11 protein-coding genes are annotated in these 12,810 nt (G+C 72.8%); 10 read left to right on the forward strand and 1 reads right to left on the reverse strand.

Annotation, left to right across the window (positions count from 1 at the left end):
• Positions 1-14: 14 nt before the first annotated feature.
• Positions 15-425: an Rv3654c family TadE-like protein gene (locus CCN56_RS24210; RefSeq protein ID WP_086829969.1), complete on the forward strand. Its 411-nt coding sequence runs from the start codon at positions 15-17 to the stop codon at positions 423-425.
• Here the strand turns inward: CCN56_RS24210 and CCN56_RS24215 are convergent.
• On the reverse strand, positions 337-2,844 hold the full coding sequence (locus CCN56_RS24215; RefSeq protein WP_086829955.1) for a DEAD/DEAH box helicase: 2,508 nt from the start codon (positions 2,842-2,844) through the stop codon (positions 337-339). The two genes, CCN56_RS24210 and CCN56_RS24215, sit on opposite strands and share 89 nt — an antisense overlap.
• 80 nt (positions 2,845-2,924) lie before the next feature.
• On the opposite strand from CCN56_RS24215, the gene CCN56_RS24220 reads away from it, so the two are divergent.
• The 9 genes from CCN56_RS24220 (at position 2,925) to CCN56_RS24260 (ending at position 12,724) form a co-directional block, all read left to right on the forward strand.
• A complete protein-coding gene (locus tag CCN56_RS24220) occupies positions 2,925-3,278 on the forward strand; it encodes an STAS domain-containing protein (RefSeq protein WP_015034520.1) in 354 nt (117 codons plus the stop codon).
• 15 nt (positions 3,279-3,293) lie between these two features.
• The gene (locus CCN56_RS24225) at positions 3,294-3,752 is read left to right on the forward strand and encodes an ATP-binding protein (RefSeq protein WP_086829957.1); all 459 of its coding nucleotides are present in this window, start codon (positions 3,294-3,296) and stop codon (positions 3,750-3,752) included.
• A 124-nt stretch (positions 3,753-3,876) separates the two neighbouring features.
• Positions 3,877-6,201: a sodium-translocating pyrophosphatase gene (locus CCN56_RS24230; RefSeq protein ID WP_086829959.1), complete on the forward strand. Its 2,325-nt coding sequence runs from the start codon at positions 3,877-3,879 to the stop codon at positions 6,199-6,201.
• Positions 6,202-6,363: 162 nt separating this feature from the next.
• Complete coding sequence (locus CCN56_RS24235; protein ID WP_086829961.1) at positions 6,364-7,044, forward strand: small secreted protein; 681 nt, start codon at positions 6,364-6,366, stop codon at positions 7,042-7,044.
• Positions 7,045-7,261: 217 nt separating this feature from the next.
• Positions 7,262-8,812, forward strand: coding sequence for a methyltransferase (locus tag CCN56_RS24240; protein ID WP_086829963.1), 1,551 nt, complete (start codon positions 7,262-7,264; stop codon positions 8,810-8,812).
• Positions 8,809-9,813: a helix-turn-helix transcriptional regulator gene (locus CCN56_RS24245; protein ID WP_086829965.1), complete on the forward strand. Its 1,005-nt coding sequence runs from the start codon at positions 8,809-8,811 to the stop codon at positions 9,811-9,813. The genes CCN56_RS24240 and CCN56_RS24245 overlap by 4 nt, the downstream gene beginning before the upstream one ends.
• 207 nt (positions 9,814-10,020) lie before the next feature.
• Entirely contained in the window at positions 10,021-11,112 is a 1,092-nt protein-coding gene (locus CCN56_RS24250; protein WP_256962117.1) for an ABC transporter ATP-binding protein, read from the forward strand.
• The gene (locus tag CCN56_RS24255) at positions 11,109-11,891 is read left to right on the forward strand and encodes an ABC transporter permease (RefSeq protein ID WP_256962118.1); all 783 of its coding nucleotides are present in this window, start codon (positions 11,109-11,111) and stop codon (positions 11,889-11,891) included. The genes CCN56_RS24250 and CCN56_RS24255 overlap by 4 nt, the downstream gene beginning before the upstream one ends.
• Positions 11,892-11,905: 14 nt before the next feature.
• Positions 11,906-12,724: an ABC transporter permease gene (locus CCN56_RS24260; RefSeq protein ID WP_086829967.1), complete on the forward strand. Its 819-nt coding sequence runs from the start codon at positions 11,906-11,908 to the stop codon at positions 12,722-12,724.
• Positions 12,725-12,810 lie beyond the last annotated feature (86 nt).

Genomic DNA, 12,810 nt, shown 5'->3' on the forward strand with positions numbered 1-12,810 from the left:
GGTGGGGGAGTGCCGTGACGGGGCGGAGAGCCCGCCGTGGTGGTGACCGTGGGGCGGCGACCGTGTGGGCCGCGTTCGCGGCGTGCGCGTTGTGCGTGGTGTTCGGGGTGGTGCTCGCGCTCGGGCAGGCGGTGGCCGCCAGGCACCGGGCCGGCGGGGCCGCCGACCTGGCCGCCCTCGCCGCCGCGGACCGGGCCCTGTGGGGCGAGGCCGAGGCGTGCGCCGCCGCCTCGCGGGTGGCCGCCGCGCAGGGCGCCGAGCTGGCGCGGTGCGCGGTGCGAGACGGGATCGCGGAGGTGGCCGCCAGGGTCGTGCGCGGCCCGTACCGGCCGGAGGTCAGGTCGCGGGCGGGTCCTCCGGGGCGGGCTCCGCTGCCGGAGAGAGCACCTGGGACGGCTCCGGGGCCTCCTTCAGGAGTTCCGTGAGGAGGCGGACGGCGCCGCGCTTGTGAAGCGGATCGTTGCCGTTGCCGCACTTCGGGGACTGGATGCAGGAGGGGCAGCCCGCCTCGCACTCGCAGGAGGCGATGGCCTCCCGGGTGGCCGTCAGCCAGGCGCGGGCGGTGTGGAAGGCGCGCTCGGCGAAGCCCGCGCCGCCCGGGTGCCCGTCGTACACGAAGACGGTCGGCAGCAGGGTGTCGGGATGGAGCGGTACGGAGACGCCGCCGATGTCCCAGCGGTCGCAGGTGGCGAAGAGCGGCAGCATGCCGATGGAGGCGTGCTCGGCGGCGTGCAGGGCGCCGCCGAGGATCTCCGGGGTGATCCGGGCGGCGTCGAGCTGGTCCTCGGTGACCGTCCACCACACGGCCCGGGTGCGCAGGGTGCGGGGCGGCAGGTCGAGCTTGGTCTCGCCGAGCACCTCGCCGGTGATCAGGCGGCGGCGGAGGAAGGAGACGACCTGGTTGGTGACCTCGACGGAGCCGTAGCAGAGGCGGCCGGCTCCCCAGGGGATCTCGGTGTCGGTTTCGAGGACGGTGATGGAGGTGGTGTCGCGGGCGGTGGTGGAGTACGGAGGGACGGCCTCCTCGACGAGGGCCACGGAGTCCTTGAGGTCGAGCTCCCGCACCAGGTAGGTGCGGCCCTGGTGGAGGTGGACGGCGCCCTCGTGGACGGCTGTGTGGGAGGCGGCCTCGTCGACCGTGCCGAGGAGGCGGCCGGTGCCGGCCTCCACGATCCGGACGGGGCTGCCGCCGCCGCCCCGGATGTCGGTCAGGTCGGCGGCCCGCTCACGGCGGGTCCAGTACCAGCCGGTGGAGCGGCGGCGCAGCAGGCCGGCGCCTTCCAGCTGGGGCAGCAGGCCGGGCACGGCCGGGCCGAAGAGGGCCAGGTCCGGTTCGGTCAGCGGGAGCTCCGCGGCGGCGGCGCACAGATGGGGGGCGAGGACGTAGGGGTTGTCGGGGTCCAGGACGGTCGTCTCGACCGGCTGCTCGAAGATCGCCTCCGGGTGGTGGACGAGGAAGGTGTCCAGCGGATCGTCCCGGGCGACCAGGATCGCGAGGGCGCCCTCGCCCGAGCGGCCGGCTCGGCCCGCCTGCTGCCACAGGGAGGCTCGGGTGCCCGGGTAGCCGGCGATCAGGACGGCGTCCAGGCCTGAGACGTCCACGCCCAGTTCCAGGGCGGTCGTGGCGGCCAGGCCGAGGAGCTCGCCGGAGTGCAGGGCCCGCTCCAGGGCGCGGCGCTCCTCGGGCAGGTAGCCGCCCCGGTAGGCGGCGACGCGGCGGGCGAGCGCGCGGTCGGTCTCGGCCAGCCGTTCCTGGGCGATCACCGAGATCAGCTCGGCGCCGCGCCGGGAGCGGACGAAGGCGACCGAGCGGACGCCCTGCCGGGTCAGGCCGGTCAGCAGGTCCGCGGTCTCGGCGGTGGCGGTGCGGCGCACGGGCGCGCCACGCTCGCCCTGCAGCTCGGTCAGCGGCGGCTCCCACAGGGCGAAGACCAGCTCGCCGCGCGGGGAGGCGTCGTCGGAGACCTCGGTGACGGGCAGGCCGGTGAGGCGGCCGGCGGCCAGGGCGGGTTCGGCGGAGGTGGCCGAGGCGAGGAGGAAGACCGGTTCGGAGCCGTACCGGGCGCAGATCCGGCGCAGGCGGCGCAGCACCTGGGCGACGTGGGAGCCGAAGACGCCCCGGTAGGTGTGGCACTCGTCGATCACGACGTAGCGCAGGGAGCGCAGGAAGGAGGACCACCTGGGGTGGGAGGGGAGTATCCCCCGGTGCAGCATGTCGGGGTTGGTCAGCACGTAGTTCGCGTACTGGCGGACCCACTCGCGCTCCTCGACCGGCGTGTCGCCGTCGTAGACGGCGGGGCGGATCCGGTTGCCGAGCGGGGCGGCCAGTTCCCGCACGGCGCGCCGCTGGTCGGCGGCGAGGGCCTTGGTGGGCGCCAGGTAGAGGGCGGTGGTGCCGCGGCCGTTCGGGGCCTCCGAGCCGTCCAGGAGGGTGCTGAGCACCGGGGCGAGGTAGGCGAGCGACTTGCCCGAGGCGGTGCCCGTGGCGATCACCACGGACTCGCCGTCCAGGGCGTGCTCGGCGGCCTCCGCCTGGTGGGCCCAGGGGTGCTCGATGCCGGCTGCCCGGACCGCCGCGATCACCTCCGGACGGATGCGGTGCGGCCAGACGGCATGGCGGCCCTCCCGGGCGGGCATGTGCTCCGTATGAGTGATGCGCGCGGCCCGGCTCTCGCCCGAGGAGAGCCGGTCCAGGATCATGCCGGGAGAGGGGCGGTCGCCCGTTTCCCCGGCCGGACGACGGGGGCGGTGATTCTTGGCCATCGGCACCGAGTGTGTCACTGCCATGACGGACAATGCTTCCAAGGCGTCGTGCATGGCTGCTGGTAAGTGATTGAATGCCATCGCGGCTGGCGTTCCGTTCCTCGGCTCCGCCCCGGAGACTCGAGGGGACGATCGCCCGATAGCAAGGTGCTGGAGGATCCGTGGACCTGTCCCTGTCGACTCGCAATGTGTCCGGCGCTGGTGGTGACCGTACGGTCGTCGAGGTCGGTGGCGAGATTGATGTGTATACCGCGCCCAAGCTGCGCGAGCAGTTGGTCGAGTTGGTGAACGACGGCAGCTACCACCTGGTCGTCGACATGGAGGGCGTGGACTTCCTCGACTCCACCGGCCTCGGTGTGCTCGTCGGCGGCCTGAAGCGCGTTCGCGCCCACGAGGGCTCGCTGCGTCTGGTCTGCAACCAGGAGCGCATTCTCAAGATTTTCCGGATCACGGGTCTCACCAAGGTGTTCCCGATCCACACCTCGGTCGACGAGGCCGTCAACGCCGTCGACTGAGCCCAGGGGGTTCGCATGGCCACCGTTGAACTCCGCTTCAGTGCTCAGCCCGAGCACGTCCGCACGGCCCGTCTGGTGGCGGCCGCGGTCGCGCGCCGGGCGGGTGTGGACGAGGCGGTCCTCGACGAGGTGCGTCTCGCTGTGGGTGAGGCCTGTTCCCGCGCGGTCGGGCTGCACCGGAGCAACGACGTCACGACCCCCATCCGGGTCGTCCTGACCGAGGAGGAGAAGACGTTCTCCATCGAGGTCGGCGACGAGGTGCCGGGTGCGGGAGTGGCGGCGGCCGATGCAGCCGGTGTTCCCGGCGCGCGGACTGCGGCCCCGGCGGAGGACTTCGACGACGCCGGCGGTGAGGACGAGATGGGGCTCGCGGTGATCCGCGGGCTCGTCGACGACGTCGAGGTGAGCGCCGGCGAGGACGGCGGCACCATCCGGATGACGTGGCCGGTGAACTCGGCGGACGTCCTGTCCTGACCCGTACACGTGCAAACGGAAGAGGCTCCGCATCGCGGGGCCTCTTCCGTTTTGCCGGTGGGTGCCCTCGCCCACGAATTGGCGCATCCCGGTCTGTGTCGGTTTGTCTCCCTATGATCCGTCCATGTACCCCACAACTCTCGCCGCGGCGGTGCTCACGAGCGGGAACCGGACGATCGTGGTCGTCGTCGCGGCCGTCGCCCTCGCCGCGCTGGTCGTCGCGCGGCTCCTCGTCCGCCAGGTGCTCGCGGCCGGTGAGGGCACCGAGAGGATGAAGGAGATCGCCGCCGCCGTGCAGGAAGGGGCCAACGCCTACCTCGCGCGGCAGCTGCGGACCCTCGCCGTCTTCGCGGCCGCCGTGTTCTTCCTGCTGATGCTGCTGCCCGCCGACGACTGGTCGCAGCGCGCCGGACGTTCCCTGTTCTTCCTGGTCGGGGCGCTCTTCTCGGCGGTCACCGGCTATCTCGGCATGCGGCTCGCCGTACGGGCCAACGTGCGGGTCGCCGCCGCGGCCAGGGAGGCCACCCCGGCGCCGGGTGAACCCGAGAAGGACCGGAGCGAGGTCGCGCACCGGGCGATGCGGATCGCGTTCCGTACGGGCGGGGTCGTCGGCATGTGCACGGTCGGCCTCGGACTGCTCGGGGCCTCCTGCGTCGTCCTCGTCTACGCCGCCGACGCGCCCAAGGTCCTGGAGGGGTTCGGACTCGGCGCCGCGCTCATCGCCATGTTCATGCGGGTGGGCGGCGGCATCTTCACCAAGGCCGCCGATGTCGGCGCCGACCTCGTCGGCAAGGTCGAGCAGGGCATCCCCGAGGACGACCCGCGCAACGCCGCCACCATCGCCGACAACGTGGGCGACAACGTCGGAGACTGCGCCGGCATGGCCGCCGACCTCTTCGAGTCGTACGCCGTGACCCTGGTCGCCGCCCTCATCCTCGGCAAGGCGGCCTTCGGCGACCATGGTCTCGCGTTCCCCCTGATGGTGCCGGCGATCGGCGTGGTCACCGCCGTGATCGGCATCCTCACGGTCGCCCCGCGGCGCGCCGACCGCGGCGGGATGAGCGCGATCAACCGCGGATTCCTGGTCTCGGCGGTGATCTCGCTGGCGCTCGTCGCCGTCGCCGCGTTCACGTACCTGCCGTCCTCGTACGCCGAGCTCGCAGGCGTCACCGAGCCGGGCATCCACACCCACGGCGGCGATCCGCGGGTCCTCGCCCTGGTCGCGGTCGCCCTCGGCATCGTCCTCGCCGCGCTCATCCAGCAGCTCACCGGCTACTTCACCGAGACGAACCGGCGGCCGGTCAGGGACATCGGCAAGTCCTCGCTCACCGGCCCCGCGACCGTCGTCCTCGCGGGCGTGGCGCTCGGCATGGAGTCAGCCGTCTACACCGCCCTGCTGATCGGCCTCACCGTCTACGGGGCGTTCCTGCTCGGCGGCACTTCGATCATGCTGGCGCTGTTCGCGGTGGCCCTCGCCGGGACGGGACTGCTCACCACCGTCGGCGTGATCGTCGCCATGGACACCTTCGGCCCGGTCGCCGACAACGCCCAGGGCATCGCGGAGATGTCCGGGGACGTCACGGGGGCGGGCGCGCAGGTCCTCACCGACCTCGACGCCGTCGGCAACACCACGAAGGCCATCACCAAGGGCATCGCCATCGCCACCGCCGTCCTGGCGGCGTCGGCGCTCTTCGGCTCGTACCGGGACGCCATCGCGACCGCGATCGCCGACGTCGGGGAGTTCGGGAGGGCCGGGAGGCTCGGCGAGGCGACGCTCTCCCTGGACATCTCGCAGCCCAACAACCTCTTCGGGCTGATCCTCGGCGCGGCGGTCGTCTTCCTCTTCTCGGGGCTCGCCATCAACGCGGTGTCCCGCTCGGCCGGATCGGTCGTCTACGAAGTCCGGAGGCAGTTCCTCGAACACCCCGGGATCATGAACTTCACCGAGAAGCCGGAGTACGGACGGGTCGTCGACATCTGCACCAAGGACGCGCTGCGCGAACTCGCCACACCCGGACTGCTCGCCGTGATGGCCCCGATCGCGGTCGGCTTCGCGCTCGGGGTCGGCCCGCTCGGCGCGTACCTCGCGGGGGCGATCGGGGCGGGCGCGCTGATGGCGGTCTTCCTCGCCAACTCCGGTGGCGCCTGGGACAACGCGAAGAAGCTGGTCGAGGACGGAAACCACGGCGGCAAGGGCAGCGAGGCGCACGAGGCGACCGTCATCGGGGACACGGTCGGCGACCCGTTCAAGGACACGGCGGGCCCGGCGATCAACCCCCTCCTTAAGGTGATGAACCTGGTCGCGCTGCTGATCGCCCCGGCGGTCGTGCGGTTCAGCTACGGCAGCGACGCGAGCGCCGGCCTGCGGGCCGCGGTCGCGGCGATCGCGCTCCTCGTCGTGATCGGCGCGGTCCGCGCCTCCAAGAGGCGCTCGGTGGCCGTCTCCTGACGTGGCGTCCGTCTCATTTCCCGGGCGTTTACGGGGTGGTCGTGAGGTTCATCCCTTGGTTCAAAAGGCTGCAAAGTGGGCGTAATCCGTCGCACGAAAAGTGGAAGTAGCCTGTTCGGCGTGTATGTTCCGGGGCCGAGAGCCTTGGAAGGGACCGATCCGTTGAACAAGAAGCTTGCGGCCGCACTGTCCGGCGGCGCGGTACTGGTGCTCGCGCTGTCCGGTTGCAGCAGTGACGAGGGCGACAAGGTGGGTGACTGGGCGAAGACCTTCTGCGACCAGGCGAAGCCGCAGATCCAGAAGCGGGCCGACGCCCACCAGATCATCATCTCGACCGCTGCCGACAGCAAGCCTGCCGAGATCCAGGCCGCCGACTCCAAGGCGTTCCAGGACATCGCGAACGCCGACCGCGCCCTCGCCAAGGCCGTCGAGGCCGCCGGCGCCCCGCCCGTCGACAACGGCCAGAAGATCCAACAGGACGCGATCAAGGAGCTCAACGCCACCGCGCTGGCCTACGAGGGGCTCAAGAAGCAGGTCGACGCGCTGGACCCGACGAACCAGCAGAAGTTCGCGGACGGTCTCCAGGGCGTCGCCGACGGCCTGACCAAGATCGAGAAGATGGACCAGAACGCCCTGTCCAAGCTGGAGGAAGGCGAGCTGGGCCAGGCGATGGCCAAGCAGCCCGGCTGCCAGAAGCCCACGGCCTCGGTCCCGCCGAAGACCTCCGCCTCCCCGAACGCCGGCTCCACCCCCACCTCCGGATCCACCTCCGACTCCGACTCGGACTCCGGTTCCTCGGACCCGACTAAGAAGGCGTCCGCCAAGCCGACCAAGAAGTCCTAGCCCGGCAGCAGCGAAGGGCAGACGCCAGGGCCGGCCGACCCGGCCGAGGAGCACACTCGGGCCGGCCGACCCGGCCGAGGAGCACACTCGGGCCGGCCGACCCGGCCGAGGCGCAAGCACCGGGGCCGGGGCCGATCGGCCCCGGCGCCTGCGGCGATCGGCCGCCCGCCGCCGGGTCGGCCGCCCGGATGTCGGTGGCGGCCGTCACAATGGAGCGGTGAGTACGACCCTGCCTTCCCGCCTCCCGGTGCCCGCGCACGCCGCCCGTCTGCGCGAGGCTCTGCTCGCCGCCGACTTCACCGCCGACGGCCTGCTCGACCTGCTCGGCGCCCCGGCCTACGCCGCGCTCGCCCGCAGCGAGACCGTTCCCGCCCTGCGCGCCACCCGCGGAGACTCCCCGCTGGAGACCCTCGTCCGGCTCTTCCTCCTCCAGGAGCCCGTCGCCGCCGACCGGGCCGCCGCCGCGCTCCCGCTCGACGAGGCCCTCGCCGACGGCTGGCTGGTCCCCGAGGACGACACCGTGCTCGCCACGGTCGACGTCCGGCCGTACGGCGGACCCGACGGTGAGGACTGGTTCATCGTCTCCGACCTGGGCTGCGCCGTCGGCGGCGCCGGCGGCATCGGGAAGAAGGACGAAGGAGTCGTCCTCGGAGTCGGCGGCGCCTCCACCACCCTCGCCGGCATCACGGTCCGTACGCCGGTCTCCTCCGCGCTCGACCTCGGCACCGGCTCCGGCATCCAGGCGCTGCACGCCGCCCAGCACGCCACCCTGGTCACCGCCACCGACCTCAACCCGCGCGCCCTGGACTTCACCCGGCTCACCCTTGCCCTCTCCGGGGCCCGCGAGGCCGAGCTGCTGACCGGCTCCCTCTTCGAGCCCGTCGACGGCGACACGTACGACCTGATCGTCTCCAACCCGCCGTTCGTGATCTCCCCCGGCGCCGGCCTCACCTACCGGGACGGCGGGATGAGCGGCGACGACCTGTGCCGCACGCTCGTCCAGCAGGCCGGGGAGCGGCTCAACGACGGCGGGTACGCCCAGTTCCTCGCCAACTGGCAGCACGTCGAGGGCGAGGAGTGGCAGGAGCGGCTGCGGTCCTGGGTGCCCCGCGGCTGCGACGCCTGGATCGTGCAGCGCGAGGTCCAGGACATCACCCAGTACACCGAACTGTGGCTGCGGGACAGCGGCGACCACCGCGGCGACCCGGACGCCTACCGGGCGGCGTACGACCGCTGGCTCGACGAGTTCGAGGCGAGCAAGACCCGCGCGGTCGGCTTCGGCTGGATCACGATCCGGCGCAGCGAGGCCGTGGCCTCCGGCGCCGTCCAGCCCTCGATCGTCGTCGAGGAATGGCCGCACCCCGTCGAGCAGCCCCTCGGGCCCACCGTCCGCGCCCACTTCGAGCGCCAGGACTACCTGCGCGGACACGACGACGCCGCGCTCCTCGCCGACAGCTTCACCCTCGCGCCCGAGGTCGTGCAGGAGCAGGTCGGACTGCCGGGCGCCGAGGACCCCGAGCACGTGGTGCTCCGGCAGAACCGGGGCATGCGCCGCGCCACCAAGGTCGACCACGTCGGCGCCGGGTTCGCCGGCGTCTGCGACGGCACCCTCAGCGCGGGCCGCATCCTCGACGCGATCGGACAGCTGATGGGCGAGGACCCGGTCCTGCTGCGGGACCGCACCCCGCAGGCGATCCGGCTGCTCGTCGAGGAGGGCTTCCTGATCCCCGCCTCCCTGCTGCCCGTGACCGAAGGGAGCGGCACTTGATACGGATCGAACTGGACGAGGCCTCGCTCGGGGCGACCCGGATCGCGATCAGCCCGCTGCGTGACACGTTCTGCGCGATGCACCTCGCGCTGCCGCACCGGCACCCCTCCTGGCCCTACCAGGAGTGGGTCGGGCAGGCGCGCGAGGTGTGGCGCGAGGACGACCGGCTCCGCCCCCTGTGGGACCTGATCGAGAAGGGACCGGGAGAGGTCTCCGACTTCCTGCTGCCCCGGCCCTTCGGCACCGTCCACATCCACGAGGAGCTCGCCGCGCTGCGGGCCACCGACCCGGAGTTCGTCCGCGCCCAGGCGGCCGTCTGCTACCCGGACCTGCTCGACGCGCCCTTCCTGCAGCCCTACCTGAAGGACCCGGAGGCCGCCTGCGCGGCGCTCGCCGACGCGTACGCCGCCTACTGGGAGGGTGCGATCGAGCCGTACTGGCCGACGATGCGCCGGCTCGTCGAGGACGAAGTCCTCGTCCGGGCGAGGACGTTCGCGACGGAGGGTGTCGACGCGCTGTTCGCGGGTCTGGAGACACGAGGGCGGTGGATGCCTCCCGTGCTCGAACTGACCAAGTACATCGACGCCGAGTACGCCCCCGGCGAGCGGCGCCTCGTCCTCGTGCCGCTGGTCTTCGCGGAGGGCTGCCGGCTCTACTCCACCGACGACCCCGAGGTCTTCGCGCTCAGCTTCCAGGCCCGGGGCGCCGCCGCCCTGCGCGAGCCGGCCGAGCCCGTCGCCGAGGACCGGCTCGGGCTCATGCTCGGCCGGGGCCGGGCGGCCGTCCTGCGCGAACTGGGCGGACCCCTGACCACGGCCGGGCTCGCCGACCGGCTCGGCCTCGCCGCCAGCACGGTCTCCGAGCACCTGTCGGTCCTCGCGGAAGCAGGTGTGGTGACCCGCCACCGCGTCGGGCGCTCGGTGTACTACCAGCTGACGGACACGGGCCGTTCGCTGCTCGCGCTGCTCGCCGGGGAGGACGTCCTGCGCGCGGTGGCATGAGCCCGGAGGGGCCGCGGCCGAGGAGCCGGGGTCGTGGCCCGACGATTCGGGGCTGTTGCCTGATGATTCGGGGTCGTGGCCCGACGGCTCGGGGTCGTGGCCCGACGATTCGGGGTCGTGGCCCGACCACTCAGGGCCGTGGCTCGACGATTCGGGGCCTCCCGAATCGATGGCCCGGCCCTCCCACCTGCTTCTACCGTCCGGCGCATGCTCGCAATCGAGGCGGACGCGCTGCGCCGCACCTACACCAGCAGGACCGGGTGGCCGAGGTCCCGGCGGACCGAGACCGAGGCCGTGCGCGGCGTCACCTTCGAGGTGGCGCCGGGAGAGCTGTTCGGCCTGCTCGGCCCCAACGGCGCCGGGAAGACCACCACCATCAAGATGCTCAACACCCTGCTCCTGCCGACCTCCGGCACGGCCCGGGTGTTCGGCCACGACGTGGCCCGCGACCCCGTCTCCGTACGCCGCAGGATCGGATACGTCTTCGGTGGCGACCGCGGCCTGTACGACCGGCTCTCCGCACTCGACAACCTCCGCTACTTCGCCGAGCTGTACGGCGTCCCCGCCCGCGACCAGAGGCGGCGCATCGCCGAACTCCTCGACCTCGTCGGCCTGACGGGCCGGGAGAAGGAACGCGTCGAGGGGTACTCGCGCGGCATGCGGCAGCGCCTCCACATCGCCCGCGGCCTCCTCCACCGCCCCGACGTCCTCTTCCTCGACGAACCGTCCATCGGCGTCGACCCCGTCGCCGCCCGCGACCTGCGCCGCACCGTCGCCGACCTGGCCGCCGCCGGCACCACCGTCCTCCTCACCACCCACTACATGGCCGAGGCCGACGAACTCTGCGACCGCATCGCGGTCATCGCCGGCGGCCGGATCCGCGCCCTCGGCACCCCCGAGAGTCTCAAGTCCCGCGTCGGGGACCGGGACGTCCTCGACATCGAGGCGTACGGAGCGGGCGAAGAGGCCCTCGACCGGGTACGGCGGGTGCCCGGCGTCCGGGGCGTGTCCACCGAGGACCGGGGCGCGGTCCAGACCGTGAGCGTGCAGACGGACCGCGGCGCCGAGCTCCACGCACCCGTCCTGGCCGCCCTCGACGGCGTCCGCATCGGACGGGTGGTCAGCCGCGAACCCTCCCTGGAGGACGCCTACATCGCGATCGTGGAGGAGGCGACGGCCTCCACCGAGGAGGCGTTCCCCAGCGAGGAGGCGTCCCCCGCCGAAGCGGCGGTCTCCACCAAGGCCCCGGCCCCCACCGAGTCGTCGTCCTCCGCCGAGCCGGACGGGGTGCCCGCGTGACCCGCCCGACCCGCGTCCTGCGCCTGATCGGCGTCGGGGTGCGCACCCACGTCTCGTACATGTCCCGCTCCCCGATCGAGATCACCTTCGCCGTCCTCGTCCCGCTCGTCTACGCGACCCTCGCCGTCTACCTGTTCCGCGCCGCCGGCGATCCCGACCGGCTGCTCACCGCCTCCGTCGGCGCCGGACTCATGGGCATCTGGGGCTCCGTCCTCTTCGGCTCGGGCGGCGCCGTGCAGAACCAGCGCTGGCTCGGCACCCTGGAGACCCTCGTCGTCGCGCCCACCCCGCTCTCGCTCGTACTCCTGCCGATCACCCTCGCGACCGCCGTCATCGGCACGTACGCGATGGGGGCCACCGTCCTCTGGGGCGTGCTGCTCTTCGACGTGCCGCTCGACTTCGCGCACCCGCTGCTCTTCCTCGTCGCCGTCCCGGTGTGCGTCCTCGCGCTCGGCATGATGGGGCTCCTCCTCGCCGCGACCTTCGTCCTGCTGCGCAACGCCAACGCCCTCGCCAACCCGCTCGACACGCCCGTCTGGCTGCTGTCCGGGCTGCTCGTCCCCGTCACCGTGCTGCCCGCCTGGACCCACCCGATCTCCTGGGCGCTGCCCACCACCTGGGGCGCTCGGGCCGTCCACGCGGCGGCCTCCGGCGGGGACGTGATCCCGCCGCTGCTCACCGCCCTCGCCCTCGGCGCCGGCTACGCCCTCGCCGCCGTCCTCGTCCTCGGCCGGGTCGAGCGCCGGGCCCGCGCCGCCGCCACCCTCGCCCTCGCCTGAAAGGCCACCGTCGGATGTTCCGCTTCCGGTGCCGATCCCTCGGCTTCCGCTTCCACGCCTCCTCCCGGCTGCTCGTGGTCGGCGGGGCGATCTCGTACCGCGCCCTGTTCAACTGGACGACCCCGCCCATGTTCATCGGAACACTGCTGGTCGGACCCCTGCTCCAGGTTTTCTTCTTCGTCTTCCTGGGCAGGGAACTCGGTGTCGCCGACGATCGTTTCCACCTCGTGGGCAACGCCGTCCTCGCAGCTTCCGCCTCCTGCGTGTACGGCGGCACGATGGCCGTCGCCAACGAGCGCCGGTACGGCACCCTCGGGGCCGTCCTGCTCTCGCCCCGCCACCGGCTGCCCCTGTGGGCCGGACGAGCCCTCCCGTACGTCCTCAACGGGCTGTTCGTCAGTGCCTTCGTGCTCACCACCGCCGCGCTCGTCCTCGGGTTGCCCGTGCCCGCCGGGGCGCTCCCCGGGCTCGGTCTGGTGCTGCTCGCCGCGGCGGGCGCCTGCTCGGCCTTCGGGCTCGCGCTCGGAGCGCTCGGGCTGCGCTTCCGCGACGTGTTCCTGGTGTCGAACGTGGCCAGTTCGGTGCTGCTGCTCCTGACCGGCGCCGCCGTGCCCCGGGAGACGCTGCCGGAGTGGATGCGGGTCGCCGGTGGGCTGCTGCCGCTCACGCACGCGGCGGACGCGGCGCGCGGGCTGACCGCCGGCGCCGGCCTGGACGGACACCTGCTCGGAGCCGAGCTCGCGGTCGGCGCCGGATGGGGGCTGCTCGCCGTCGCCCTCCTCGCCGTCTTCGAGCGGGGGAGCCGACGCCGGGCCACGCTCGACGTGATGTGACGCGTGACGCAAGACGCGTGACGCAAGACGTGTGACGCAAGACGTGTGACGCAAGACGTGTGACGCAAGACGCGTGACGCAAGACG

It is taken from the genome of Streptomyces sp. NRRL B-24572 (assembly GCF_002156145.1).
In the GTDB taxonomy this organism is placed as follows: Bacteria; Actinomycetota; Actinomycetes; order Streptomycetales; family Streptomycetaceae; genus Streptomyces; species Streptomyces vietnamensis.